22 protein-coding genes are annotated in these 26120 nt (G+C 52.3%); 7 read left to right on the top strand and 15 right to left on the bottom strand.

What is annotated here, in order from left to right:
* Window position 1: 1 nt before the first annotated feature.
* Complete coding sequence (locus tag ACQUQM_RS17135) at window positions 2–1051, bottom strand: methyltransferase (protein WP_432471093.1); 1050 nt, start codon at window positions 1049–1051, stop codon at window positions 2–4.
* Window positions 1051–1740 carry a 16S rRNA pseudouridine(516) synthase RsuA gene (gene rsuA, locus ACQUQM_RS17130; RefSeq protein ID WP_432471092.1) on the bottom strand — a complete coding sequence of 230 codons (690 nt, stop codon included), beginning with the start codon at window positions 1738–1740 and terminating at the stop codon, window positions 1051–1053. The genes ACQUQM_RS17135 and rsuA overlap by 1 nt, the downstream gene beginning before the upstream one ends.
* Before the next feature lie 152 nt (window positions 1741–1892).
* On the opposite strand from rsuA, the gene ACQUQM_RS17125 reads away from it, so the two are divergent.
* Entirely contained in the window at window positions 1893–2729 is an 837-nt protein-coding gene (locus ACQUQM_RS17125) for a 6-carboxytetrahydropterin synthase (protein WP_432471091.1), read from the top strand.
* A gap of 34 nt (window positions 2730–2763) precedes the next feature.
* On the opposite strand, the gene ACQUQM_RS17120 is transcribed toward ACQUQM_RS17125, so the two are convergent.
* The 11 genes from ACQUQM_RS17120 to dksA all read right to left on the bottom strand — a co-directional run bounded on the left by ACQUQM_RS17120 (window position 2764) and on the right by dksA (window position 16822).
* Window positions 2764–4983, bottom strand: a complete 2220-nt coding sequence (locus tag ACQUQM_RS17120; protein WP_432471090.1) for a DUF6351 family protein — start codon at window positions 4981–4983, stop codon at window positions 2764–2766.
* A 114-nt stretch (window positions 4984–5097) separates the two neighbouring features.
* Window positions 5098–6279 (bottom strand): acetyl-CoA C-acetyltransferase, encoded by a 1182-nt coding sequence (locus tag ACQUQM_RS17115; RefSeq protein WP_432471089.1) that lies wholly within the window; start codon window positions 6277–6279, stop codon window positions 5098–5100.
* Window positions 6280–6631: 352 nt separating this feature from the next.
* Window positions 6632–7480, bottom strand: coding sequence for a pantoate--beta-alanine ligase (gene panC / locus ACQUQM_RS17110; RefSeq protein WP_432471088.1), 849 nt, complete (start codon window positions 7478–7480; stop codon window positions 6632–6634).
* Window positions 7481–7482: 2 nt separating this feature from the next.
* Window positions 7483–8277: a 3-methyl-2-oxobutanoate hydroxymethyltransferase gene (gene panB / locus ACQUQM_RS17105; protein WP_432471087.1), complete on the bottom strand. Its 795-nt coding sequence runs from the start codon at window positions 8275–8277 to the stop codon at window positions 7483–7485.
* A gap of 131 nt (window positions 8278–8408) precedes the next feature.
* The gene (gene folK, locus ACQUQM_RS17100) at window positions 8409–8897 is read right to left on the bottom strand and encodes a 2-amino-4-hydroxy-6-hydroxymethyldihydropteridine diphosphokinase (protein WP_432471086.1); all 489 of its coding nucleotides are present in this window, start codon (window positions 8895–8897) and stop codon (window positions 8409–8411) included.
* On the bottom strand, window positions 8890–10311 hold the full coding sequence (gene pcnB, locus ACQUQM_RS17095; protein WP_432471085.1) for a polynucleotide adenylyltransferase PcnB: 1422 nt from the start codon (window positions 10309–10311) through the stop codon (window positions 8890–8892). Before pcnB ends, folK begins: the two co-directional genes overlap by 8 nt.
* A 601-nt stretch (window positions 10312–10912) precedes the next feature.
* Window positions 10913–12307 carry a sigma-54-dependent transcriptional regulator gene (locus ACQUQM_RS17090; RefSeq protein ID WP_432471084.1) on the bottom strand — a complete coding sequence of 465 codons (1395 nt, stop codon included), beginning with the start codon at window positions 12305–12307 and terminating at the stop codon, window positions 10913–10915.
* Window positions 12308–12341: 34 nt separating this feature from the next.
* The gene (locus ACQUQM_RS17085; protein WP_432471083.1) at window positions 12342–15266 is read right to left on the bottom strand and encodes a sensor histidine kinase; all 2925 of its coding nucleotides are present in this window, start codon (window positions 15264–15266) and stop codon (window positions 12342–12344) included.
* Window positions 15267–15299: 33 nt separating this feature from the next.
* On the bottom strand, window positions 15300–15476 hold the full coding sequence (locus tag ACQUQM_RS17080) for a hypothetical protein (protein WP_432471082.1): 177 nt from the start codon (window positions 15474–15476) through the stop codon (window positions 15300–15302).
* Window position 15477: 1 nt separating this feature from the next.
* Window positions 15478–16356: a tRNA glutamyl-Q(34) synthetase GluQRS gene (gene gluQRS, locus ACQUQM_RS17075; protein WP_432471081.1), complete on the bottom strand. Its 879-nt coding sequence runs from the start codon at window positions 16354–16356 to the stop codon at window positions 15478–15480.
* Window positions 16357–16393: 37 nt separating this feature from the next.
* Complete coding sequence (dksA, locus tag ACQUQM_RS17070; protein ID WP_432471080.1) at window positions 16394–16822, bottom strand: RNA polymerase-binding protein DksA; 429 nt, start codon at window positions 16820–16822, stop codon at window positions 16394–16396.
* A gap of 329 nt (window positions 16823–17151) precedes the next feature.
* Here dksA and ACQUQM_RS17065 point away from each other — a divergent pair, with 329 nt between their 5' ends.
* A complete protein-coding gene (locus tag ACQUQM_RS17065; protein ID WP_432471079.1) occupies window positions 17152–18309 on the top strand; it encodes a pyridoxal phosphate-dependent aminotransferase in 1158 nt (385 codons plus the stop codon).
* Window positions 18309–19013 (top strand): DNA/RNA nuclease SfsA, encoded by a 705-nt coding sequence (gene sfsA, locus ACQUQM_RS17060; RefSeq protein ID WP_432471078.1) that lies wholly within the window; start codon window positions 18309–18311, stop codon window positions 19011–19013. The genes ACQUQM_RS17065 and sfsA overlap by 1 nt, the downstream gene beginning before the upstream one ends.
* Before the next feature lie 45 nt (window positions 19014–19058).
* Here sfsA and ACQUQM_RS17055 read toward each other — a convergent pair whose 3' ends face one another.
* Window positions 19059–19376 carry a Rieske (2Fe-2S) protein gene (locus tag ACQUQM_RS17055; protein WP_432471077.1) on the bottom strand — a complete coding sequence of 106 codons (318 nt, stop codon included), beginning with the start codon at window positions 19374–19376 and terminating at the stop codon, window positions 19059–19061.
* 187 nt (window positions 19377–19563) lie between these two features.
* On the opposite strand from ACQUQM_RS17055, the gene ACQUQM_RS17050 reads away from it, so the two are divergent.
* Both ACQUQM_RS17050 and ACQUQM_RS17045 read left to right on the top strand, forming a co-directional pair.
* Window positions 19564–20562 carry a FecCD family ABC transporter permease gene (locus ACQUQM_RS17050; protein WP_432471076.1) on the top strand — a complete coding sequence of 333 codons (999 nt, stop codon included), beginning with the start codon at window positions 19564–19566 and terminating at the stop codon, window positions 20560–20562.
* Between the two features lie 246 nt (window positions 20563–20808).
* A complete protein-coding gene (locus ACQUQM_RS17045) occupies window positions 20809–21564 on the top strand; it encodes a heme ABC transporter ATP-binding protein (protein WP_432471075.1) in 756 nt (251 codons plus the stop codon).
* Window positions 21565–21587: 23 nt separating this feature from the next.
* Here the strand turns inward: ACQUQM_RS17045 and ACQUQM_RS17040 are convergent, their stop codons facing one another.
* Window positions 21588–23114 (bottom strand): AAA family ATPase, encoded by a 1527-nt coding sequence (locus ACQUQM_RS17040; protein ID WP_432471074.1) that lies wholly within the window; start codon window positions 23112–23114, stop codon window positions 21588–21590.
* Window positions 23115–23166: 52 nt separating this feature from the next.
* Here ACQUQM_RS17040 and mrcB point away from each other — a divergent pair, with 52 nt between their 5' ends.
* Both mrcB and ACQUQM_RS17030 read left to right on the top strand, forming a co-directional pair.
* Window positions 23167–25512, top strand: a complete 2346-nt coding sequence (mrcB, locus tag ACQUQM_RS17035; RefSeq protein ID WP_432471073.1) for a penicillin-binding protein 1B — start codon at window positions 23167–23169, stop codon at window positions 25510–25512.
* A gap of 23 nt (window positions 25513–25535) precedes the next feature.
* Entirely contained in the window at window positions 25536–26108 is a 573-nt protein-coding gene (locus ACQUQM_RS17030) for a tetratricopeptide repeat protein (protein ID WP_432471072.1), read from the top strand.
* Window positions 26109–26120: the final 12 nt, after the last annotated feature.

The following is a 26120-nucleotide window of genomic DNA, read 5'->3' as shown; positions in this document are numbered from 1 at the left end:
TTTATTTAGGTCGAGCCAGCATAACCAGTCTGAAGCTGCCATTGTCGGCAATGGTTCTGACTGTGGTGAACAGCTTTTTTGCCTTGCGTTCAAGCGGAATGTGCAGGTTGACTACGAAACAGGCAATTCCGTTAGGTTCCAGCTTTCTGCGTGTTGCTTGCAGGAAGTGTTCGGTAAGGTCTCCGTCAATACTGAAGCCTTGATGGAACGGCGGATTGCAGATTACCATCGGGAACTTCTGATCGATATCAGCGGCGCAGTCTGCGGCGATAACTTTGCCGGAGACGTCGTTGCGTTTGAAGTTCTCTTTACAGATGGCGATTGCGGCGGCGTTATTATCTGTCGCGGTTATTTCTGCATTCAGCTGTTGGCAGTTAAGTGACAGATAGCCGTAGCCGCAGCCGAGATCCAGAATCCGCTCCGGTGGTTTGGCCATTTCTGCGATAAACTGATCCAACTCGCTGATCAGATATTCGCTGCCTTTATCAATTTTATTCCAGCCATATACCCCGGGTTTACTGATATAGCTGAAGCGTTCATCGCTGGCGACTTCTCGCAGCTGGCAGTAATCCTGATCGTCCAGTGGTTCGCTGCCCGCTGTACTCGGACGCTTCAGTAATCCCATCCAGGTGTTTTTGTCGGATTTACTCAGTTCTATCTGACCGTCAAAAAGCCCCTTTGCTTTAGTCAGGTAGGTTTTAATACCTTCGTTCTTCAGGCCGGTAATGTAAAGTTCACCGTCGACTTTAAGGCAGCGCAAGGCTTCATTGATGATGTGATGTACCACAGGCTTCTCTTTCGAAATCCGGTAGTAGATGCGATCAACAGACCGGTCCGGGTAAACCGAAAGATCAAAATCGCTGAAACTGCAGTTCCAGCCATTACTTTTTAAACGCTGGCACAGGTCGAAGCGATTGCTGATTACGGCAACGGCCTGGTTTGCGGCAGTTAACTGAGCAGGTCGCAGTGCGTTTTCGTCGGCGATCCACAGGGCATTGCCAGAGGCAGTATCCAGCTCGGGTTTGAGCAGGTCGAAGGCGGCATCATTCATCAGATAGTTTTAATCTCGTCAGTGGTCAGGAAGCGGTATTCGCCGGGTTCCAGCTCCGGGTCCAGTGTAATACTGCCGACTTTTTCCCGATGCAGTGCGGTAACTTTGTTGCCTGTCGCAGCAAACATTCGTTTCACCTGGTGGTAACGGCCTTCGTGTAAAGTGACCCGGGCAGTGTGGCTATCCAGGATCTCCAGCTCTGACGGCAAGGTTGGTTTATCCTCGTTGCGCAGTTCCAGGCCTTCTGCGAACTGTGCAATAACCGTCTCAGGGATCGGGTCAGCAGTAGTGACAAGGTAAGTTTTATCGCAAAGCTGCTTCGGTGAGGTAACACGATGCGACCACTGACCGTCATCGGTAAGAAGTACCAGTCCGGTGGTGTCGATATCGAGACGGCCCGCCGGGTGCAGCCCTTTAATATTCGGCAGGTCCAGCAGGTCGATGACCGTCGGATGTTCGGCATCTTCTGTCGCGCAGACGGTGCCTTGCGGTTTATTTAGCATCAGATACTTAGGGCCTGGTGGGGGCAGAATGCGGCCCTCCATTTGTACTTCATCACCGGCTTTAACCTGGTAACCCTGATCCTGATTGACCTCGCCGTTGACCTCAACGTTCTTACATTTAATCTGGCGTTTGGTCAGGCTACGGGGTAAACCGGTGGCCTGGCTGAGATATTTGTCCAGTCGCATCGTTATCGATCTGCTCTGCAATAAAAAGAGCGCTAGTATACCTCAGGCACGTAGCTTGTTCTAAGGTTCCCTGAGGAACCTGTGTAGAATGCAAAAACAGCAGTAATGCGATAATATAGCGACCTTTCAAATCTGACCCTGTGTGATGCCAAGTGAAGCTGTTCGTTGATAACCTGACTAATGTTGATTTCTCCTACCTACATCCGCAACGGGGCCTGCTGGGTGAGTCCTGGCTGGTCCAGCTGGTACTCGATGGGAGTCTCAATGAGCAGGGTATGATTTGCGATTTTGGTATTGTAAAAAAAGCCGTTAAACAATGGTTCGATACCTATATCGATCATGCGCTGGTAGTGCCTGCGGCAATGGATAACCTGACGGTAACCCGTGATAATGGTGAAACTTCGGTTAGTTGGCAGTATCCGGAAGGCGGTGAGTTTTATTGCCGCTCCCCTGAGCAGGCGATTGCGCTGGTGGAGCTGGAGCAGATCAGTGAAACCGGTTTGGCACGCTGGTGTAAAGATCAGTTATTGGCGCTGTTTCCAGAGGAGGTAAAAGGGCTGGAAATAAGCTTTGTACCGGAAGCGATCAGTGGCGTGTTTTATCACTATAGTCACGGCTTGCAGCAGCACGATGGCAATTGCCAGCGAATTGCCCATGGTCATCGCTCGCGGCTTGAGATTTACCTCGACGGTGAGCGGGACAGTCTGCTGGAAGAGCGCTGGGCTGAGGCTTTTCGTGATATCTATATTGGCACGACTAATCACCTTGTGACAGCGCCGGCGGCGGAGCATCACTATCGTTATCAGGCGCCCCAGGGCGAATTCGAAATTCGCCTTCCAGCGGAACGTTGTTATCTGATTGATACAGAGACCACGGTTGAGCAGATAGCTAATCATCTGGCGCAGCAGGTTAAGCTGGGCAATCCGGACCGTGACGTGATGGTGCGGGCATACGAAGGGGTCGGTAAGGGCGCGATAGCCACTGCCTGATCATTGTATTCGGCTAGCGTAAGTTCCACTATTGTTAGTTTAACAATAGCCCTTCAGGTAGCCCCTGATCTGGCTTAGAGTAATCACACACTCCTTCTGCAAAGATCTGTTCCAGACGGGCTTGTTGTGGGCCCATATCTATTGGCTCATACAGACCACTCTCAATTGCCTGTGCGACCGGCATTAGCTGGCACTTAAAAATATCACCGCGAAGACTTTCACCGGCCTCAGTTCTCGACGTGCTGTAGATGGGGTATTGTGCCATGCAGGGGCCCTCTGATTGTTGGTTCCAATGGCCATTCCATACGGTTGCTCCGTTCGCGATAATTTCCCCATCCTGATCATAACAGCGATCATTAATGCTATCCGGACGGGTTAGCTGCGGGTCTGTGGAGTCGTATAAGCGCTGGTTATCCAGCCATTGTGTCATCGCCTCAAGCGCCTGAGGGGTCGGATCGAAGTGCTTATCTGATATCCATATTAGTTGGTTGTCGTGGTGCCCTTGCCGTTGTAACAGTCTGAGCCTGGTTGAGAAGGAGGCGCTGCTATGGTGCATATCAAGTTCCTGTTCAAGGTAGTGGCGCAGGTCGATTACCGGTATGTTCAGCTGGCCGATAAAGATATGACCTGCCTGGTAAGCCGCCTGAATAGCCGGCAGATCCGCCCGGGTCCTGACTGCCGGAGTTTTACCGCCATCCGGGCTCAGGTTCATGTTGTGATGGCTCCATGGGCTGAAGTCCCAGAATGATCCTTGTCCGTTGAGGCGCCAGAACTGTTCCTGAATCATCTCGTTGGGTTGCTTCCAGCCGCCGATGCTGGCGTTCAGGTGGAGGAACTCCCTGATGCTTATCTGGCCTTTACGAACGGCATTTAAGCCGTATTGCACGCCAACATTATCCCAGGTTCTCATGGCGTAACCATCAGGACGGGTTCCGTATATGTATTCCAGACTGTCCCAGTGGCTCCAGTGGGTCTGTTTCTGTACAGTTTTGCTATAGCGGGGCAGGAAGTGCGCATATTGTGGATTGTTGACCAGCGGTGTTAAGCCGCGCCAGCTACGTACGCATTCGCTGCTGCTATCCGGCCAGCGAGGAAGCAGTCCCTGGGCGACCATTGCCGCCTCATAGATATATGCTCTGTTGTCGGCTGGGTATTCGTTGCTGTTCAGTCCTTCCACTAGCTGGCGTTGCTGGCGGTTGCGCCAGCGCGGACTCTCTGCCATAACATCGAAGTAATATTCCAGTAGTTCACAATCGAATGCATATAAGGTCTGGCTCAGCATGTCTGGGTAGGAGTACAGCGCAAGCCCTCCATCAAGCAGCGAGGAGCCGTTCTGGCCGATAAGGTATTGCTGAATGGCACCGCCGGAGCCGCCTATGCCTATAGTGTATAAAGGCCGGCCATAGAGCGCGCTGAACTGATTTTTAACCCTCAGGGCGGTATCTTCTGCGAGCCATATATCATAATGATTTGATGTCTGATTGGCGGTTGAGTAAGCGATGGCATAGCCTAGTTTTAGCTGCTGGTAGCGGCGTTCTGGAATCGCTTCCGGACTGATTCTTCCCTGCCGATAGCCGATACCGACGCCGCCCCTGAACTGGTAGATCAGGCGATCATTCCATAGCTGGGAGTCAGGCTGTTTCAGGCTGCCATCGGGGCCTTTAAGAGCGGCGATAACGTATAGGAAGCGATTAATAGTGCCCATCTCAACCCGGATAATAAAGTCGCTGCTGACGCCGTTAATATCCACTTTGGCAATATCGCCGTTGGCCTGTTCCAATGGGTAGAATTTTTCAGTGCCAATGCGATTGTACAGATACCAGGCCTGGGTTGGGTGTAGGCAATCTTTACTGTATCCGGGGCTGTCGGCAGAGCTTGATGCAGTATCTGTCCGGGATACTTTGATCCCCCAGCCCTGGCTGTTATCTATTATTGGCTGTCCCAGCTTTGAACGTTCACCGTCACAGGAGAAAGGGTATTGCAGAGGAATATCCTTCCTGGGGCTGACCGGTCCTGTTTCTCCAAGTGCGATAGGGTAGCTGAATGTATCTTCTGTACGGAGCCAGTTGCGAGGGTGAGGGCCGTAGTAGGGAATAAGCTGTTGTGTAGCCCTGGGTGGCAATGCTTGCACTTTAGCAAACAGATAAGCCTTTTCACCCGGTAACAAGTTGAGCAGGCTATTCCAGGTGAGAATAAGGACAGCAGTTATTGTTAACAAGGTAGCTACGGTTATGCCAAGATATTTATATTTCATGTCGATCAGCCAAGCCAGAGTTATACAGAAAGTATAGAGACTGGTTGCTAATTTGGTTGGTAAAAAAAAACCGCGGGATAATCCGCGGTTTTTTCGGGCTAGCCTTAGGTTGGCTTAGCTGCGTTCGATCGCCAGTGCAGTACCCATGCCGCCACCGATGCATAATGTCGCCAGGCCTTTCTTAGCATCGCGACGTGCCATCTCGTGTAGCAGGGATACAAAGATACGGCAGCCGGAAGCGCCGATAGGGTGCCCCAGCGCGATAGCGCCGCCGTTAACGTTAACGATATCGGTATTCCAGTCCAGGTCTTTGTTTACAGACATGGCCTGTGCAGCAAAGGCTTCGTTGGCTTCAACCAGATCCAGGTCGGTAACAGACCAACCAGCCTTATCAAGTGCTTTCTGTGTCGCGCAGATCGGACCCGTACCCATAATGGATGGATCAACACCGGCAGATGCGTATGCTTTGATAGTTGCCAGCACTGGCAGGCCCAGTTCAGCTGCTTTTTCAGCAGAGCATAGGATTACCGCTGCAGCACCATCGTTGATGGTAGAGGAATTGCCCGCCGTTACACTGCCGTCTTTCTTGAATGCAGGGCGAAGTTTGCCCAGTGCTTCAGCAGTTGCACCGTGACGTGGCTGCTCATCAGTATCGAATACAATATCGTCGCCGCGACGCTGAGGAATCACAACCGGAATGATCTCATCTTCGAACTTGCCTGCTTTTTGAGCAGCTTCGGCTTTGTTTTGAGATGCGGCTGCAAATGCATCCTGCTGTTCACGGGTGAAACCGTATTTCTCAACGATGTTCTCGGTAGTGATGCCCATGTGATAGTCGTTAAACGCATCCCACAGACCGTCTTTGATCATGGTATCGACCATCTTCCAGTCACCCATGCGGGCGCCATTGCGGGAGTTAGGAAGAACGTGAGCTGACTGGCTCATGTTTTCCTGGCCGCCAGCGATGATGATTTCGGCGTCACCACAGCGAATCGCCTGAGTAGCAAGCTGAATCGCCTTCAGACCTGAGCCACAAACTTTGTTGATGGTCATCGCCGATACTTCAACAGGCAGGCCGGCATTGATAGTCGCCTGTCGTGCAGGGTTCTGGCCGCAGCCAGCAGTCAGGACCTGGCCCAGGATGACTTCATCAACCTGATTGCCCGGAACACCGGATTTTTCCAGCAGGCCCTTGATTACGGTAGCGCCCAGATCGCTGGCCGTAACGGAAGCTAATGAACCATTAAAATTACCGACAGCCGTACGACCGGCAGCTACAACAACAACGTCACGCATGATATTACCTCTTGCTTGTCTAATCGCTACAGTAGTCTAGCCACCGCTGTGACCATTTTTTGGCAGATCGGATAATAAAAATCGGACCGCCGAATATCGCTCTGTAGTCTTGTTTTGTAGTGATTTTAAATATGGTGCAGTGCAGTACAACATAGACAACAGGCAACTGCAATGGGGGTAACCCGGTTAGGTGGCATTAAGGAATAACTAATGAATACCGCGTCAGGAACCTGTGTCAACGCTATCAGCAGGTGATCAGATAACCAATCCGACGATGGCACAATAAACTAATGGAGGAGAACAGCGAAAGTAGAAGTGGGGCGCGCCATCATATTTGATGGCGCGTTGTGATTCAGATATCGATAATCATGTTATCGATCAGGCGGGCTTTGCCAAGGTAGGCTGCCGCCAGCAGAACCAGTTCAGAGTCGGTACTGGTTGGTGGCTGCAGGTCGTGACGCCGACAGATGCTGTAGTAGTCCCGCTGGAAGCCTGCGGCCTCCAAAGCGTCCTGTGCTTCTTCCTGAAGCTGGGCATAGTCTCTGCGGCCGGCTGTGATCTGCTTAACCGTCTCGCGGATAGTGCTATTCAGGGTTGGCGCAATTGCAAGTTCTTCGGCGCTGAGGTAGCCGTTACGTGAGCTCAGGGCCAGACCGTTTTCAGCCCGGGCGATGGGTGATCCCTGAACCTCTACCGGCAGAAACAGGTCTTCAGTCATGCGGCGGATTACCATCAGTTGTTGGAAATCCTTCTCACCGAAGATAGCCACATCAGGCTGTACCATGCCAAACAGTTTACAGACAACGGTAGCAACACCGCGGAAATGACCCGGACGAGTCGTTCCACAGTGAATATCCGAGATGCCTGGTACTTCAACCTGAGTCTGAATAACCTGCCCGTTGGGATACATCTCCTCGATGTTCGGCGCAAACAGGTAGTCGCAGTCGGCTGCGGCCAGTTTGTCCTGATCGGAAGCCATAGTGCGGGGGTAAGCATCCAGATCTTCGTTCTCGCCAAACTGCAGCGGGTTTACAAAGATGCTGGCCACAGTGATATCCGCAGTCGCATTAGACTGATGAATCAGCTGGATATGACCAGTATGCAGGTTGCCCATGGTCGGTACAAAACCGATTCGTTTACCGGCTTTACGTTCTGCATTCAGAGCAGCGCGAAGCTCTGCAATAGAGTGAATCGTTTGCATGATTATTCAAATCCGTGTTCGGGTCCCGGGAAGTTGCCTTGCTTAACTGCATCAGCGTAAGCTTTGACGGCGCCGGCGATATCTTCACTTTCAGCCATAAAGTTCTTTACGAACCTCGGCTTGCGGCCGGGAGTGATCCCCAGCATGTCGTGCATAACCAGTACCTGTGCGTCGGTATCTGCACCAGCGCCGATACCGATAACCGGGATGTCTACCGCGCGGGTAATCTCTCCGGCCAGAAGAGCTGGTACGCATTCCAGCAATAGCATTCCAGCGCCTGCTTTTTCAAGCCGTACAGCGTCTTCGATCATCTGTTTAGCGGCGGAATTATCACGTCCCTGAACCTTATACCCGCCCAGAACGTTTACTGTCTGAGGGGTCAGGCCAAGGTGGGCGCATACCGGAATACCACGTTCTGCCAGCAACGAAATTGTCTCGTCCAGCCAGGCAGCGCCTTCCAGTTTGACTATGTTGGCGCCGGCCTGCATTAAGGCGGCTGCGCTATCCATCGCCTGTTCAGGGGTGCCGTAGCTCATAAATGGCAGGTCAGCCATGATCATGGAGCCTTGATTTCCTGCTTTCACCGCCGCGGTATGATATGCCATCTCTTCAACAGAAACTGGCAGGGTGCTGTCATTGCCCTGTAGTACCATGCCCAGGGAGTCGCCCACCAGCATCACTTCAACACCCGCGGTGCTGATCAGATTGGCGAAGCAGGCGTCATATGCAGTCAGAACTGCAAATTTTTCACCGGCCTGTTTACGGGCCATAAGCGTATGTAGGGTAATGCTGCTCATAAGAGGAACCTGTCAATTGTTACTCACACGGCAAGGGATTATACCTATGCAGTATCAGTTTAACTATTCTCTATTGTGCATAAGCGAAAGGAATAAAATAAGCGTTTGTTTTTAATGGTCTTTTTGCTGTATTAAATTTTTTCAAGCGTGCCGATTTCGATGTCTTTCAGCAGTATTAACAGCTGAGTTCCATCTGGAAGTGATAAGTTCGGAGCGATTTCTGCGAGGGGGTAGAGCACAAAATTGCGCACTTTCATAAAGGCGTGTGGCACGGTGAGTCGTTGATTCTGGATCACCTGATCGCCATAAAGAAGCAGATCAAGATCAAGCGTTCTCGGCCCCCAGTGTTGAATCCGAACGCGCTGGTGGGCTTGTTCAATACCTTGCAGTGCATCAAGCAGGTGTAGTGGGCTGAGACAGGTTTCGAGGCAGGCTACCGCATTAATATAGTCTGGCTGACCGGCAGGGCCGACCGGATCGCTGCGGTATAAGCTGGAGTGCTTAAGGTTACGGCACTGCGGTAGTTGGGTAAGCTCGGTCAGGGCGCTGGAAACCTGTTCACGGGGGCTATCCAGATTGCTACCCAGACCGATATAACATGTTTGCCAGCTATCACTCACCGCTTTGTGGTCCGCTTTTCTTGGCCGGGCGACGACGCCTGCGGCGTTTGCGAGGTTGTTCGTCTGCACCCAGGTCACGGGTCATAGTGTTGCGGCTTTGCGGGTTGTTGGCCTGATAGTCGGTCCACCAGGCAGCCAGTCCGTCGAGGTTTTCACCGCTGTTCTCTCTTAGTACCAGCAGGTCGTAAGCTGCTCTGAAGCGGGGATGTTCTACCAAACGCTCGGCACGTTTGCCCTGGCGACGTGGCAGGCGCAGCTGCAACTCCCAGATCTCCCTGATCGGGGTGGAAAAACGTCGTGGAATGGCCGTCTGTCTGATCTGCATTCCAATCACCTGATTGGCCGCTTCGTGCATTGCCGGTACCGAGTGCATACCTTCTTTTTGCAGTTGTTCCATGCGGCGCTGCATTGGGTACCAAAGCAGGGCGGCAAACAGGAAGGCCGGGGTGACGCTCTTGTTCTGCTGTAGGCGACGATCGGTATTGCTGAGGGCATTGAGTACCAGTTTCTCAACCGGATAGTTGCCCGGATTATCAATGCAGTCATTGGTCTGACCGAACAAAGGATCCATCAGATTATGCTTGCGTAGCTGGTGGTAGGACTGCACACCATGGCCTGACTGAAATATTTTCAATGCTTCATCAAACAGCCGGGCCGGAGCGATATCTTTCAGAAGATAGGCCAGCTCTGGGATTGGGGTTTCGCTGGCAGGCTCTATTGTAAAGTCCAGCTTGGCGGCAAAGCGGGCAGCGCGGAGCATGCGTACCGGATCTTCGCGGTAGCGTGCTTCCGGGTTGCCGATCATACGGAGGGTTTTGTTCAGCAGGTCGTTATAGCCGTTGGCAAAGTCGTAAACGCAGTGGTCTTTCGGGCAGTAGTAGAGAGCATTGACGGTAAAGTCACGGCGCAGAGCGTCTTCCTCTATGGTGCCATATACATTGTCACGCAGGATCAGGCCACTGTCGCTCTGGCGTCCGTGCTCGCCGTCACCATTCTTCGGCTGGCTATCGTGGCTGGCCCTGAAAGTCGCCACCTCTATAAGATCGCGGCCAAAACGAACATGCAGCAGTTTAAAGCGGCGTCCAATCAGACGGGAACGACGGAACAGGGCGTGAGCCTGTTCCGGAGTTGCGTCAGTCGCAACATCAAAGTCTTTGGGGCGTTTCTTCAACAGCAGGTCGCGGATACAGCCGCCGACCAGATAGCCTTCGTAGCCTTCATCCTGCAGGTGGTAAGCCGTTTTCATCGCTGCATCATTGAGATTGCGGCGCGGAATTCTGTGCTCCTCTTCGGAGATTAGGCGTCGCTTTGCGTTGTTATCGGTTTGCGAAGGAGTGGTATCTTGCTCTGTCGCATTGCGCCCAAACAGACGTCTAACTATATTGCCGATCAATGGAGTTGCCTTCTTATTCATATCCGAGAGGGTACTGGCTGAATTATGAGACGCGCATAATATCATGAAACGCTGTTGATATAAGCGATGTCAGGCTAATTTTCAATCAATGGAGATAAATAGGAGAAAACAGCATAGAAGAGGTTACAGAAGAAAAAAGATGTAACAAGAGGATGGGTAAGCTGACCGCCTATCGGACAACAACGCTAGTCTTAGCTTGTTGTTTTTGTTTCTAAGAGCACTGATTCGGGACCGTTGTATTAAGGTGTCAAAATCAGCGATCAGCTTGTAAGCCTCATTATTATTATTGTTTGAGGCGGGTTACTTATTCAGCGCACAATCTGGGTTTTATTTTTATTGTGAGTGTTTGCTTTAAGTATTTTTTTTCTTGTTGCTCGTTAATGAAGCATGTGTTGTGCCATAGTTCGTAAGTCGTTGTTTGCTAAGTATATCTTGTGAAGGTTAAATGTATCTAAACCATTTTTGTTACCCCTGCGTTACGGAAAGTGTTACCAGACTACTCATGCTGCAATTGCGTAACGGGGGTAAAAGTAACACTTTTAGGGGATAAGACTGCTATCCTGATTGCGACTAAATCAGGATAGCGGTGCGACCTATACGCTTACTTCTTTGGTTTACGTGGAATGCCCAGCTTTTGGCGACGTTCCCACAGGCACTTGCGACTAACGCCCAGTTTTTTAGCCAGCGCTGTTTCGCTCATAGCCTCCTGGTTCTCCAGTACAAAGCGTTGGAAGTAATCATCCAGTGATAGGTTGCTGTCAGCTCTCTCAGCGATCTGTTCGCCGCTGGTGTTCATTACTAAGCTATTACCGCTGGCGTAATTACTCTCCAGTGACGCCAGTGATACAGGCTCGATATCTAAACCCAACAAATCAGTCGTGATCATATGGTCTTCGGCCAGTATTACCGCCCGCTCAATTGCATTTTGCAGCTCCCTAACATTGCCAGGCCATTGGTAGCGAAGCATCGTATTGTGGGCGTCTGGACTGAATTGAAGCAGGCTGGAGCCTAGTTTCTGGCAGCTCTGTTGTAAAAACTGCTGTGCGATCTCAATAATATCTTCGCCTCTGGCACGTAACGGAGGCATCTGTAGCTCCATTACATAGAGTCGGTAGTAGAGGTCTTCGCGGAACCCGCCACTCTTGGCCAGTGCTTTCAGGTTGCGGTGGGTCGCTGCTATCAGGCGAACATTAACCTGTTTTGAATGTACGGCACCAACCCGGCGGATTTCACCCTCCTGCAGGAAGCGTAGCAGGCGGGCCTGGGCTTCCAGCGGTAGTTCGCCGATCTCATCGAGAAACAGGGTGCCACCATCAGCAGCTTCGATCAGTCCGCTGCGGGCGTTATCAGCTCCGGTGAAAGCGCCTTTCTCATGGCCAAATAACTCAGACTCGATCAGGGTTTCAGGAATGGATGCGCAGTTTACAGACACCATCGGTGAATCTGCGCGAGCGCTTTGCTGATGAATAGCCCGGGCTGCCAGTTCTTTACCGGTACCTGATTCGCCTTGTATCAGAACCGTAGCATCGGTTCTTGCGACTTTGCCTATGCGCTTGAACAGATCCTGCATCGGCTGGCAGTTACCCACCATCTGATTTTTCGATGCCGGGGATTCGGATTCGTTGTTTTTTGCCGGCTGAGCATCACCACGTAATTTAATAATGTTGGCAATGGTTTCCAGAATCTCATCGTGATCAAACGGCTTGGCGATATAATCGACGGCGCCCAGCTTCATAGCATCAACGGCAGAGCGCATGCTGGCGTAGCTTGTCATAATGACCACAGGCACGGCTTTCGCCAGGTCGATCAGGTCTGTTCCCGGTGCGCCGGGCAGGCGCAGGTCGCTGATGATCAGGCTAAATTCATTAAGGTTGAATTGACGGGTAGCCTCGTCAACGGAGGCTGCGTCTTCGACATTATAGTCGTGTCGTTCCAGCAGGCGTCGCAATGCGGAACGGATAATCGTTTCATCTTCTACGATCAGAATACGGCTCATTCGGTTTACCTTTGCTTCCAAGATATTGGCTCAGTCAGGATTGTTGCTGCAACTGTGTATCCTGAGAGCTTCTGGGTAGGGTGATAACCACCTGAGTGCCTGTGTTCTGATTTTTATTGGCGGGACTCAATAGACTAATACTACCATAATGCTCTTCGATGATGTTATAGACTAAAGGCAGGCCGAGGCCGGTTCCTTTGCCTGGATCTTTGGTAGTGAAGAACGGTTCGAACAGTTTTGCCTGATGCTCGGGGGCGATACCGCTGCCCTCATCAGTAATCAGGATCTTTATTGAGTTGTCGGTCAGCTCTGCTTCGGTCCAGATGTTTGAGCTGGCTTCAGAGGCGTCGCAGGCATTGTTGATCAAATTGACAAATACCTGCAGTAGTCGCTGTGGATCGCCGGTAACCATCAGACTGGACTCAATATCGTTATGAAATTGTATCTGCTTACCCCGGCTATCTAAAGATACCAGATGGATCGCTTCAGCGACCAATTCATGCAGGGGGACCAGCTCCTGGGACTGGTGGGTATCACCCTGTCCGGTATGGGCAAAGCGAATCAGAGATTGCACTATGCGGGTGATGCGGTGGGTCTGTTCCACTATCTGCTCACCGCTTTCCAGGATGACTTCGTTGTCGGTCTCGTATTTCAGATTTTGTGCCAGACAGGCTATGCCGGTGACCGGATTGCCGATTTCGTGGGCCACACCGGCGGCAAAGCGGCCGATTGATGCCAGGCGTTCGTTATGGGAGAGTCGGTTTACCAATATCTGATTTTCAGTCTCATTTTCCAGCAGAATAACCATCGCCTCGGTGTCTTCGGCCAGGCTTGCTTTGTGCAAACTGATCCAGCAGTTTTCCCCGTCTAATTGCAAGTGGTGGGACAGCAGGTGAGCCCGATCCTGATGAGAGAAGTCTGCTAGTAATTCGCCCCAGGGAGGGGGGAGTTGATCGAGCCGCTTACTGAGGACAGAGGATGTATGTAAATCGGTGAAGTGCTCCATCTCCGCATTCCAGAATATTACCTGGCCTTTATCATCCAGAGAGCAGGCACCGATCGGTAGTTTCTGTAATGTCATACGGTGGTGCCGGCGCAGGTTGTCCAGCTCCGCAGCAAGGCCGGTCAGCCGGGCCTGATAATTTTCCAGCTGGCCTTCCAGCAGGTGGATGTCCCGGGTACGGAAATCGTCCCATAAGGGTTGGCCGCTGGTGGGATTGAGCAGGGCACTTGCTTCAACAGGGCCAAGTAGTGCGCTGAGCCGGTTTTCCACCAGGGTGCGCAGGCGCATCAGGTCGAAAGGGATCAGTTCCTCTCTGTGCAGGTTCAGTTCCTGCAGGGCGGTATTGATCTCCCGTTGTGCGGCTTCACGGCCTAAACGTCGGCTTAATAGTTCAACCAGCTCGCTGCTATGGCGGATATTCAGGGTGGCGGCCAGGGGGCGCTGCATGTTGTAAAGGCATGCGTGGCCACCGCGCAGCTCTTCATCGGATGTTTGGGTAAGTAGGGATGTGATCAGGAATACACAGATGTTGGCCGCCAGTGAGTAGATTGCCAGTTCATGCCACTCCTGTTCAAACAGTAGTTCACCGGCAATTGCCTGCTCTGGAGAGATCAGTAACTTTGACATGATGCTGATAGTCCAGATAGCCATGCCGGCGATCAGTCCCAGGCAGAAACCGGTCCGGTTGGCTCCGGGCCAGAACAGGGTGGCCAGTAAGCCGGGCAGGAATTGCATAAACGCGATAAATGTCAGTGTGCCGAGCCAGAGCAGGTTATGGCGGATACCCACCTCGGTGTAGAACAGGTAGCTACCAAGCATCAGGCCTATAATCAGCGCCCGACGCAACCAGAGCAAGCGGGGATAAAACTGGCGGCTACTGGCTGGTGGAATCAGGGGCAGGATCACATGGTTCTGGAGCATTGAGGCCAGGGCAATTGTGGCGACTATGATAACGCCAGTCGCGGCGGCCAGGCCGCCGATAAATGCCAGTACAGTGAGGATATCGGAGTTGAGTGCCATGCCCAGGTGTAGAATCAGAAAGGAGGGGTCTTCTGTTACGCCCAGTTTGATGCCTGCCCACAGAATTGGTGGTACCGCCAGTGCTAACAGGAACAGGTATAACGGCACTCCCCAGCTTGCTTTATACAGGCTGTTGGAGGAGGTGTTTTCTGTAAACATCATATGAAAGGTATGGGGCATCACCAATACCGCGGAGAAAAACCCCAGCAGCATGGTACGCCAGGTATCGCTATCCAGAGGCGTGTTGAATGGCTCAAGATGCTGTGGATTACTGATCAGCCAGTTGTTCAGCCCTTCAGGGCCGTCAAGGATCGAAAATAGCGCGAACAGTGCGATACCGCACAGGGCGATCAACTTAATCAGTGAGCTGGTGGCGATTGCGACGATCAGGCCGGTACGGTTTTGCCGCAGTGACGGATGACGTGCGCCGAACAGAATAGAGAATAGGGCAATAATGGTACAGAATCCCATGGCGATCTGATTCGGAGTGAGATCGTCATTGAGGATGTTGAGGGAGTCCGCTACTGCCTGAATCTGAATGGATATCAGGGGTAATGTGCCTATAACACTGAAAATTGCCGTCAGGGTCCCGGCCGGGCCGGAGCGGAAACGAAAAGCAAACAGGTCCGCCACCGAACTGAGCTGATAGGTGCGGGTGATTCGCAGTATCGGAATCAGAATTACTGGAGCGAAGAAAAAGGCAGCGCTGGCACCAAGATATGAAGCTAGAAAGCTATTCCCAGACGTTTTTGCCATGGCGAAAGTACCATAGAAAGTCCAGACGCTGGTGAATACCCCCAGAGAGAGTACATAGGTGATCGGGTGGTAGATCACTTTCTTGGAGATCCAGCCGCGCTCTGTAATATAAGCTGTGCCGAATAGAAAGGTCAGGTAGGTCAGGCCGATCAGCAGCAGTTCACCGAGATTAAAATTCATACGCTGCGCGTCTCCAGTTCGGGTCTGCTAGTGTCAGAACTCATCGTAGCGACGTCTCCATTCAAGTATCGCGGCGAACAGGATCAGCATTGCCCAGATAATAAACGGGCGATACCAGGCGGCACTACCATCAAGCCACCAATCTTCCATGATCGGAGCTAGCAGGTAGCTGCCCAGGAGCAGCACGATCAGCAGGCGGTAAAAATGCATGTTAGTCTGCCTCCTTCCATTCGATAGCAGTGCTGGCCGGTATGCGTTCAATCTTCCAGTTTTCGGTTGCCCATCGCAACAGTTCTGGTGCCGGACAGGAGAGTATGTCGGGTTCCGGTTGCTGGCCCAGAAACTGCAGTGCCTGCCCGAGTTGCGGTACCGGGTCTGATTGGTTGAGTGGTCGGGCAAAAGTTTGCTTGCTCAGTTTCTGACCCTGTGAATTGGTTGCGACAGGAATATGAGCATAAAGGGGCTGAGGGTAATTGAAAAGACGTTGCAGATGTAGCTGTTTAGGGGTGGAGTCCAGCAGGTCGGAGCCCCTTACAATATGACTTATGTTTTGTTCTGCATCATCGACTGTTACTGCCAGTTGGTAAGCGAATAATCCGTCACGGCGGTGAATTACGAAATCATCTGTGTATTCCGGGAATTGTTGCTGGCCGAGAATAAGATCCTGAAAAGGAATATCGGTATCACACAGGCAGCGCACTGCGCATAGTTCTGTTTTTGCTGGTGGATGGCTATAACAGAAACGGTCGTAAAGGCTGCTGCCGGTGCGTTGTTTGATCTGTTGTCGTGAACAGTTGCAGCGGTATGCCAGATCACTTTTAAGAAGTGCCTGTAACCGGTCCTGGTAAATTTCACTGCGATCACTTTGGCGGATTACACTGCCATTCCACTCGAAACCAAACTTTTCCAGGCAGAACAGAATAAGATCCGTAGCGCCAGGCATCTCCCGGGGCGGATCGAGGTCTTCAATACGAAGAAACCATTGCCCCTGATTGGCTCGGGCATCAAGATAGCTGGCCAGGGCGGCGAGCAGGGAGCCGAAATGCAAAGGGCCGGTAGGGGATGGTGCAAAGCGACCGATATAAGTCATCAGGACAGCGGTCAGCGCTATGCTGACCGCTTACCGATCAGATACCGAGTTGCTTTTCTTTGATCTCAGCCAGCGTCTTGCAGTCGATGCAAAGTGATGCTGTCGGACGTGCTTCCAGTCGGCGAACGCCGATTTCAACACCGCAGGCATCGCAGTAGCCATAGTCATCTTCGTCGATGCTATCCATCGCCTTAGATATTTTGTTGATCAGCTTCCGCTCGCGGTCACGGGTGCGCAGTTCGAGGCTGAACTCCTCTTCCTGACTTGCGCGGTCACTAGGATCAGCAAAGTTGGTCGCATCTTCCTGCAGATGGCTTACTGTACGATCGACCTCTTCCATCAGCTCCTGCTTCCAGGAGTTCAGAATCGCTCTGAAGTGGTCTTTTTGAGGTTCATTCATGTACTCCTCATCCTTGTTGATCGGATAAGGCTCAAAGTGAGTGAACTGTGTTTCTTGATTCGGCATATTGCTGCCTCGCTTCTCTCTTTATAATCAGGCATCTCCGCCTGATCTGTGTGGCCGGTTTATATAGGGATCGGAAACCGACTTAATCCTAATATCAGAAGGGAGCTGAAGTTACCAGAACCTTGCTGGTTAGACCAGCCCTCGCAATGAAAAACTGTTCATATCTACTTTTTAGTGGCGCTTTCGCCAGTTTGATCAATAGCTTGTATGGCCCGCTTGTGCTGCGCCACATCCCTATCGAATCAATATAGCAGTTTAGAACAGCGCTGATATTAGTACTAATGTATAATTCGGTTTCTTTGAGATAACGCAGTTTAGGATGCTTTGACATGATTAACTGGTCGGACCGGGTCGCAGATATCGAGTCATTTAAAGTGATGGATCTACTTAAAAGGGCGAAAGAGCTTGATGCCCAGGGCCATGATGTAGTGCACATGGGAGCAGGTGAGCCTGACTTTCCAACCGCCGCGCCGATTGCTGAAGCTGGAATTGAAGCGATCAGAGCAGGGCAGACCCAATACACACCGGCCGCAGGTATTCCTCAGCTGCGCAAAGCGATCGCGCAATTCTATGGACAGCGTTACGGGCTGGATATTGCACCGGAAAGAGTGATGGTGACCGCCGGTGCATCGGGCGCTTTGCTGATGGTGTTTGCGACGCTGGCAAACCCGGGGCAGACCTTCATGATGGCAGATCCCGGTTATCCCTGTAATCGTCAGTTTCTGCGTTTGATCGAAGCGCGGGGGCAGCTGGTGCCGGTCGATGCCAGTGATAACTTTCAGCTAACGCCTGAATTGATTGAACAGAACTGGCAGGAAAGTACCGCCGGTATCCTGTTGGCATCTCCTGCCAACCCAACCGGTAGCGTAGTACATAAGGAACAGCTGGAGCTGATCTCACAGACCGTGCGCAGTCGCGGTGGCCATCTGGTGGTAGATGAGCTTTATCACGGTCTGACCTATGGTTTCGATGCGACCTCTGTTCTGGAAGTGGATCAGGATGCCTTTGTGCTGAACAGCTTCTCTAAATATTTCGGTATGACCGGTTGGCGCCTTGGTTGGACCGTAGTACCGGAGAATGCGGTGCCAGAGATAGAACGCCTGGCTCAGAACCTGTTTATTTCACCGCCAACCGTTGCCCAATATGCCGCATTGGCCGCATTTCAGCCGGAAACTATTGATATCCTGGAGTCTCGCCGGGAGGAGTTTCGCAAGCGTCGTGACCTGCTGGTTGCAGGCTTGCGGGAGCTCGGCTTTGAAGTGCCGCTGACGCCGGAAGGTGCTTTCTACGTGTACGCTGATGCTTCGCACCTGACCGATAATACGTTTGACTTGTGCTGGGAACTGCTGGAACAGGAAAAAATAGCGGTTACCCCAGGGCTGGACTTTGGTAGTCACCGGGCTAACCAGTTTATACGCTTCTCTTATACCACCGGTATTGAACAGATAGAGAAAGCATTGGTTCGTCTGCGCAGAAGGTTTTCCTGATGTTATTGGATAATATGCAGAGCGGGCGATTGATCAAACGCTATAAACGCTTTCTGGCGGATATCGAACTGGAAAATGGCCGTGAATTGACCGTGCATTGTCCCAATACCGGATCAATGAAAAACTGTGCAGATCCGGGGAGTCAGGTGTGGATTCAGGACTCAGGTAATTTGAAACGCAAATACCTGTTTGGCTGGGAATTGGTTGAGGTTGAAGGCAGGCATTGGGCCTGCATCAATACCGGCAGGGCTAACAGTCTGATCCGTGAAGCGATTGAAAACGGTGTAATTGTTGAATTGCAGGGCTACCGGACTATCCGGCAGGAGGTTAAATACGGTGATGAGAACAGCCGTATTGATCTGCTGCTGGAAGATGATGATAAGCCTTTGTGTTACGTGGAGATCAAAAACGTTACCTTACTGGAAGCCAATGGCATCGGAGCTTTTCCTGATGCGGTAACTACCCGTGGCGCCAAACATCTGCGTGAATTGATGTTGATGGTGGCGCAGGGGCATCGTGCCGTGCTGCTGTTTTGTGTGCCCCATACCGGTATTGAGCGGGTGCGACCGGCGGATCATATTGACCCGGAATATGGCCAGTTACTGCGTGAAGCGGCTTCTGCCGGCGTTGAGATCTATGCTTACGGGGCGAAAATTACACCAGCAGAGGTGACCATCAATTCCCCTTTACCGGTCAACCTGTAAGCGGCTAATGCACGACTGCTTAGCTATTTAAATGGGCTCTTTAAATTAGCCCTGAAGAATTATCTGATCGTCGCTAAGTTCAAAGGCAACAGGTTGCAAATGGGCTCCGTTACAGGGGCCTGCAATGCAGAGTCCTGCATCGATAGTGAACAGGGCTCCATGGGTCGAGCACTGGATAAACTGTTTGTCCGGATCGAGGAAGGTATCGGGCATCCACTCCAGAGGGATGCCTTTGTGGGGGCAGCGGTTCTCGTACAGAAAAACCTCATTTCCGCGGCGTACGGCAAACAGTTTTCGGCCGTCCAGCTCGAAGCCTTTTGCGGCATTATCCACAAGGTCCTGCAGTTTGCACAGTGCTGTCATGATTATCCTCTGTCATGCGTGTTGTCTTGGGTAAAGGCCAGGCTGTAGCAGCTAAGCTGCTATTATAATTCGGATCTCCTTAATCGGAATAAATTTAATCGTTTTATTCTTCTGTGTAACTGACTTGTGAATAGCCTGCTGCCCCAGATTTCTGAATACCGGTTAACTTCGTATTGGATGCCCGCTGATGGAATGGTACATACTGCGCTCTGACAAATGGTTCTGGTTATTGCTGCTGAGCTTGCCGCTATCTGTTTTGCTATCCCTAAGCACTGGGCCGGTGGAATTAAACTGGTCTGCAATAACCGGAGATGGTGTTGCCGGGCAAGTGTTCTGGCAGCTACGGCTGCCTCGTTTATTGCTGACTCTGATGGCCGGAGCGCTGCTGGCGATTACCGGTGGTGCGGCACAATCCCTGTTTCGTAATCCGCTGGCTGACCCGGGATTAATTGGTGTCTCAGCAGGTGCGGCTCTTAGTGCTGGCCTGATGATGGTATTGCTGGGCAGTTATATCAGCCTGCTGGGTGGTTTTCTGTTGCCATTAGCGGCGTTTTTGGGTGGTGTTGCCACTACTTTGCTGGTCGCCAGACTGGCTGGCTCGTTGCAGGGTGTTTCGGTGACGACAATGTTGCTTTGTGGTATCGCTATCAACGCCATTGCAGCGGCGGGGCTGGGCGGGCTGAAATACCTGGCTGCCGATCAGGAGCTACGCCAGCTTAGTTTCTGGCTGCTGGGTAGTCTCAACCATAGCCGTTGGCAGGATCTGCTGGTGCTGGCGCTGGTGGCGGTGCCTGTGCTGCTGTTATTGCCGCGTTTTGGGCAGAAGTTAAATCTGTTGCTGTTGGGTGAACAGCAGGCCAGTTTGCTGGGGCTGAATGTCTTACGTTGTAAACGGGTGATAATTCTGTTGATTGCGCTCGGTGTTGGCGCTGTTGTTGCGCTGACCGGGATAATTAGTTTTATGGGCCTGGTTGTGCCGCACCTGATCCGGTTGATGTTCGGGCCGGATAATCGTCGTTTATTACCGCTCTCGGCTTTGCTGGGTGCGACTATGTTGACGCTGGCTGATGTTCTATCTCGCGTGCTGGTGGCGCCAGCCGAGCTACCGGTAGGTGTTGTTACTGCGCTGGTGGGTGGTCCGTTCTTCTTGTTAATGCTGCTGCATCGTCGTCGGAGCGCCTTGTGATGAATAGTGCAGATAAGTTATCACTCCTGGCGCAGGGCTTCGGGGTGCTGTGTTGCGGAGTCGTTGCGGAGGGGGCTGGTGATGAATAGTGCAGATAAGTTATCACTCCTGGCGCAGGGCTTCGGGGTGCTGTGTTGCGGAGTCGTTGCGGAGGGGACTGGTGATGAATAGTGCAGATAAGTTATCACTCCTGGCGCAGGGGCTTCGGAGTGTTGTGTCATTGTGTCGTTGTGGAGGGGGCTGGTGATGCTAAGTGCTGATAAGTTATCCCTCAATGCAGGGGCGGCTCAGCTGTTGCAGGATATTGATCTGCAGCTGGCAGCTGGCGAGATGATGGTGGTGCTCGGGCCAAATGGTGCGGGTAAATCTTCATTGCTGTCACTACTGTCGGGACTCCGAGCACCGGATAGCGGTAGCGTTACCCTTGAGAGAAAACCACTATCCGAATTGGAACCCGAATTGCGAGCCCGTAAGTTGGCGATGTATACCCAGCAGCAGCCCTTGAACTTTCCTTTTACGGTCGAGCAGGTGATTGCGCTGGGATGTTACCCTTTGGCGCTGAGCGTCGGGCAGGCGCGTGAGCAGGTCAGGCTTTGCCTGCAACAGTTGGAACTGGAAGCTTTTGCAGCGCGTGAATATACCTCGCTCTCCGGAGGTGAAAGGCAGCGGGTGCAATTAGCCCGGGTGTTAGCCCAGGTCGGCCCTCAGTGTCAGCTGCTGTTGCTCGATGAGCCGGTGAGTGAGATGGACCTTAAACATCAGCAAATGGTGATGGGGCTGTTACGACAGTTGGCGGGCAGGGGTGTTGCTGTGATCTGTGTGCTGCATGATCTGAATCTGGCGGCTCAGTACGCTGGCCAGGTTACGTTATTGCAGCAGGGTAGGCTGGTCGCATCGGGCCCGCGTGCAGAGGTGATGACAGAAGCCCGTTTAAGTGAGCTGTATCAGTTGCCGGTTCGTTGTATCGAAAATGACTATTATCCTGTATTCGTCAGCGGCTAAGTTGTGAAATTCATGATGTGAAATTAGGATAACTCAGGGTCTTGCGCGATCTGTTGCAGCAGTGATTCCAGAGGTGCTTCTGAACCGGTATCTATGATGTAAGTAAGAGCTTTCTCACTATCCGTTAACGGCTGTTGGCTGTTTTTCTGCTGGAGCATGATACTGATATCGGCATCAGATGGATCAAGTCCTTCCTGCTGGCGCAGAGTAAGCCGTTGCCGCATCAGTTGCGGATCACAGTGACAGTTGATTATTCGCACTTGTGTGCCGAGTTTTTGTGCCAGCTCGATATAGCTGTTGCGCGTTCTCTCAAGAATGAAAGTGGCATCGACAATCACTGATTCGCCGGCTCTCAGTAACTTCTCAGTCTGACTTTTTAACCGGTTGTAAGTGTGTACGTTCATCTCATGACCGTACAGCTCCAGATTCTGTCCCCGCAAGCTAAGCTCCCGGTGCAGGCGCTTGCGCTCAACATCTGAGCGCAAGCGGATTGCGCCGGTTTGTTCTAATAACTGTTGGCTGAGATGGCTTTTACCGCTGCCGGATATCCCTTGCATCAGGAAGAGTGTTGCGGCGGGTTTATTGGCGTAGCCCAGCGCGAGCCTGATGTAGTGATGGTAACCGGAGAAATCTTTTTCTACGCCGATCATGGCAACTTTGGCCCGCACCATAGCCCGGTAGCCCTTATAGAAATTGAGTAGTTGCACGCCATCATAGTCACCGGTCAGTTCCAGATACCGATTGAGACAGCGGTGGGCGTAGCCGGGCTGATCGTTCGCTTCCAGGTCCATCAGCAGGAATGCCAGGTCACAGATGGTGTCGATCCAGCGAAACTCGAGATTGAATTCTATACAGTCGAACAGTCTGACCTGATCCTGTAGCAAGGTGGTATTTGCCAGATGCAGGTCCCCGTGGCATTCCCGGATGTGACCTTGTTGTTTGCGTTCGATCAGCTTTGGTGTAAGGCTGCGGAACTGCTGGCTGATCTGGTAAGCCAGTTGCTGCAATTGCATCCAGTCGTCCAGCGTTTCCAGATGATCACCGGTATGAACAAAATTATCGCTCACAACCTGCCAGATGGTGTCAGGTTCACCCCATGGACCATCGGTGCTGGCATGCGGGACTGCAAGGTGAAAATCTGCAATTTGCTGGCTCAGGGCGTCAATATGTTGCTCGGTGAGGGCACTTTTTTGCAATAGTCTGTCTAACCGCAGGCTTTCATCAAACTGGTGCATCTGCACGGCATACTCAAAAGGTTCACCTTCGCCTCCCAGCAAGGGAGCTTCAGGCGTTCCGCATATTGCAACCACCGTTTGATAAATATCCGGTGCTAAGCGCTGGTTAAGGCGAAGTTCTTCATAACAGTAGTGTTTGCGGTCGGCGAGACTGGTAAAATCGAGGAAGCCGAAGTTAACCGGCTTTTTTATTTTGTAGGCAATATCACCGGTCAGCAGAATCCAGGAGATATGGGTTTCGATTACTTCTATCTGGCTCACCGGATGAGGATAGTGATCAGGCTTACTCAGGGCTGCAATCAAAGCTGGATACATTTTAATTTTTTAAACTTATCGACCGGAATTTTAAAAGGATTATACGTAGGCAATGGCAAAAAAGAGAGCGTCTGCCGGCAAAAGCCGGAAAAAGACCGGTTCCAGGTCGGTGAGAAAGCCTTCCTTGCGTCGGCGCCTGCTTGGGCTGTTTCTGAAACTGAGTATTCTGATGGCGATTTTCGCCGGTATCGGTTTGCTCTATCTGGATGCGCAGATCAGAGCTAAGTTTGAGGGCAAGCGCTGGGCGCTGCCGGCTAAAGTATATGCCCGCCCGCTGGAGTTGTATCCTGGATTGCCGTTAGCGCGGGATGATTTGAAGATAGAGCTTAAAGGGCTTGGCTACCAGTTTCTGCGTAAGGCAGACCAGCCAGGCACCGCCGAGCTGGGGAGGCACCGGGTACGCCTGTATAGCCGCGGTTTTGATTTTCCCGATGGGCTGGAGCCAGCACGTAGTCTGTTGATCGATTTTTCTGCCGGTCAGATCAGCCGGATCCGTGATGATAAGGGCAGGACTGTTCCTTTAGCCCGGCTGGAGCCGATACTGATCGGCGGTATCTATCCCGGCGATAATGAGGACCGGGATCTGATTCAACTGCAGCAGGCACCGCAGTACCTGCTGGAATCGCTGATTGCGATCGAAGACCGGGACTATTATCAGCATTATGGCGTCTCCCTGAAGGGGATCGCTCGGGCGATGTTCGTCAATATTAAAGCGGGTCGGGTGGTGCAGGGCGGTAGCACGCTGACTCAACAGCTGATTAAGAACTTCTATCTCAGTTCGGATCGTTCCTTCCTGCGCAAGTTGATGGAGATCCCGATGGCTTTTCTGCTGGATCGCCACTACAGCAAAGATGAGATTCTGGAAGCCTATCTCAACGAGGTATATCTGGGGCAGGAAGGCCTGCGTGCGATCCACGGCTTCGGTCTGGGCAGTCAGTATTTCTTTGCTCAGCCAATTCAGGAGCTGAAACTGCATCAGGTGGCGCTGTTGGCGGCGATGGTGAAAGGACCGTCTTACTATGACCCACGGCGTAACCCTGAACGGGCAAAGAAACGTCGTAACCTGGTGCTGAAGGTACTGCAGGAACAGGGCACTATTACGCTGGCGCAGCGCTTTGATGCAGAGAAAATGCCGCTTGCGGTAGTGAAGCAGCAGAGTTTGCATAAGGGGGCTTATCCGGCCTACCTGGATCTGGTGAAACGCCAGTTACGCGAAGAATATCCGGAAGAGGCGCTGAACAGTGAAGGCCTGAAAGTGTTCACTGCGCTGGACCCGATCGCCCAGGTTCGGGCGGAGCAGAGTCTGGTAACGACGCTTAACGGGCTGAGTAAAGGTTACGGTAAAAAGCTGGATCAATTGCAAGGCTCGATGGTCGTCAGTAATCCGCATAGCGGCGAGGTTCTGGCTATCGTTGGTGGCCGGAATACTCGCTATCAGGGCTTTAACCGGGCGCTGGATGCGGTACGTCCTATCGGTTCTCTGGTTAAGCCAGCGGTCTATCTGGCGGCGCTTGAACAGGGCTATACCCTGGCTTCATTGCTGGAGGATGAAGCGATTACGGTCACCTTGCCTAACGGCGATGAATGGTCACCGAATAATTTTGATCGTTCCAGCCATGGTCTGGTGCCGTTGCACCGCTCACTGGCGCTGTCATATAACCAGTCCACCGCCCGACTGGGACTGGATGTTGGCGTCGATAAGGTGGTCGATATGCTGCAGCGATTGGGGTTGGAGCGAGAGGTGCAAGCGTTCCCTTCATTGTTCTTAGGGGCGACGTCACTATCGCCGCTGGAAGTGGCACAGTTGTATCAGACGATCGCCGGGAATGGCTTTCAGGTGCCGATGCGGGCAATTCGGATGGTCACCGATAGCGGTAATGAAGAGCTGTCCCGGTATTCGTTTGAGATATTACAAACAGTTGATCCGGCGGCTATCCATCTGATTCAATACGCCCTGCAGGAAGTAGCCCGGGAAGGCACCGCCCGTTCGGTGTATCAGAAGCTGCCGCAAGACCTTAACGTAGCGGGTAAAACCGGTACCACCAACGATCAGCGTGACAGCTGGTTTGCCGGGTTTACCGGCAACCGCCTGGCGGTAGTCTGGTTGGGACGGGATGACAATGCGGCCCTGCCGCTGACCGGCAGCAGTGGTGCGTTAAAGGTGTGGAGTGAGTTTATGCGGCTGGAAAAGCCGCAGTCCTTTATGGCTGAGCGACCACAGAATATTGATTATATCTGGGTCGAAGAGAGTACCGGCAAATTGTCCGGCGAGGGCTGTGAAGGCGCTCGCCAGTTACCTTTTATTAAAGATACTGAGCCCCGTGAATCATCCGGTTGTGGTGGTGACCCTCTGGCAGCCCCGCTGGATTGGTTTAAACGTTGGTTCAGAACTGAATAGCGATTCAGAACGGAATAGTGATAATGCAGATTAACGAACTGAAAAAAATAGCCTTCTGTACCCTGCCGCTGCTACTGAGCGGCTGTATGGCGACGAGTGGCTTCATGCCTCCGGTAGAAGATCGTAGTGTAAGCGGTAGCACTGACCGGTCGGCGGAGCAGGTGGTGATAGATCGTAGAGTGCATGATGATACTGCGGTAACTACGGCTGTAGCACCGGTGAGTTCTTTCAGTGTAGCGTCGCCGAAAGTAGCTGCGCCGGAGCCGGTTGCCGTCAGTAATCCGGCTGTTATTGCGTTATTGGACAACGCCCGGCAGCAACAAAGTCAGGGGGCATACAGCTCCGCTCAGAGCAGTCTGGAGCGGGCACAGCGGATAGCACCTAGGGATCCTAAGGTTTATCTTCAACTGGCTGATCTGCGGCGTATTCAGGGTCAGTATCTGCAGGCCGAGCAGCTGGCCCGTAAAGGACTGGCTGTGGCTTCAGATAACCGTGCTATGCAGCGTAAGTTATGGCTGCTGATCGCTGATATCCGCCAGGAAGGCGGGGACAGCAGGGGCGCGAAGGATGCCCGTCAGCAGGCCGGCAGGATCTGATTGCCGGCCATT

The organism is Amphritea sp. HPY, from assembly GCF_050870985.1.
Classification (GTDB): Bacteria; Pseudomonadota; Gammaproteobacteria; order Pseudomonadales; family Balneatricaceae; genus Amphritea.
This window is presented reverse-complemented; position numbering and strand designations above follow the sequence as displayed.

Coding starts and splice junctions, on each gene's coding strand:
- gluQRS (WP_432471081.1), bottom strand. CDS start 16,356: ATGACTTATATCGGTCGCTTTGCACCATCCCCTACCGGCCCTTTGCAT.
- ACQUQM_RS17030 (WP_432471072.1), top strand. CDS start 25,536: ATGCAGATTAACGAACTGAAAAAAATAGCCTTCTGTACCCTGCCGCTG.
- panC (WP_432471088.1), bottom strand. CDS start 7,480: ATGCAAACGATTCACTCTATTGCAGAGCTTCGCGCTGCTCTGAATGCA.
- ACQUQM_RS17065 (WP_432471079.1), top strand. CDS start 17,152: ATGATTAACTGGTCGGACCGGGTCGCAGATATCGAGTCATTTAAAGTG.
- ACQUQM_RS17045 (WP_432471075.1), top strand. CDS start 20,809: ATGCTAAGTGCTGATAAGTTATCCCTCAATGCAGGGGCGGCTCAGCTG.
- dksA (WP_432471080.1), bottom strand. CDS start 16,822: ATGCCGAATCAAGAAACACAGTTCACTCACTTTGAGCCTTATCCGATC.
- ACQUQM_RS17090 (WP_432471084.1), bottom strand. CDS start 12,307: ATGAGCCGTATTCTGATCGTAGAAGATGAAACGATTATCCGTTCCGCA.
- panB (WP_432471087.1), bottom strand. CDS start 8,277: ATGAGCAGCATTACCCTACATACGCTTATGGCCCGTAAACAGGCCGGT.
- ACQUQM_RS17115 (WP_432471089.1), bottom strand. CDS start 6,279: ATGCGTGACGTTGTTGTTGTAGCTGCCGGTCGTACGGCTGTCGGTAAT.
- ACQUQM_RS17080 (WP_432471082.1), bottom strand. CDS start 15,476: ATGCATTTTTACCGCCTGCTGATCGTGCTGCTCCTGGGCAGCTACCTG.
- ACQUQM_RS17040 (WP_432471074.1), bottom strand. CDS start 23,114: ATGTATCCAGCTTTGATTGCAGCCCTGAGTAAGCCTGATCACTATCCT.
- mrcB (WP_432471073.1), top strand. CDS start 23,167: ATGGCAAAAAAGAGAGCGTCTGCCGGCAAAAGCCGGAAAAAGACCGGT.
- rsuA (WP_432471092.1), bottom strand. CDS start 1,740: ATGCGACTGGACAAATATCTCAGCCAGGCCACCGGTTTACCCCGTAGC.
- ACQUQM_RS17120 (WP_432471090.1), bottom strand. CDS start 4,983: ATGAAATATAAATATCTTGGCATAACCGTAGCTACCTTGTTAACAATA.
- sfsA (WP_432471078.1), top strand. CDS start 18,309: ATGTTATTGGATAATATGCAGAGCGGGCGATTGATCAAACGCTATAAA.
- ACQUQM_RS17055 (WP_432471077.1), bottom strand. CDS start 19,376: ATGACAGCACTGTGCAAACTGCAGGACCTTGTGGATAATGCCGCAAAA.
- ACQUQM_RS17085 (WP_432471083.1), bottom strand. CDS start 15,266: ATGAATTTTAATCTCGGTGAACTGCTGCTGATCGGCCTGACCTACCTG.
- ACQUQM_RS17050 (WP_432471076.1), top strand. CDS start 19,564: ATGGAATGGTACATACTGCGCTCTGACAAATGGTTCTGGTTATTGCTG.
- pcnB (WP_432471085.1), bottom strand. CDS start 10,311: ATGAATAAGAAGGCAACTCCATTGATCGGCAATATAGTTAGACGTCTG.
- ACQUQM_RS17135 (WP_432471093.1), bottom strand. CDS start 1,051: ATGAATGATGCCGCCTTCGACCTGCTCAAACCCGAGCTGGATACTGCC.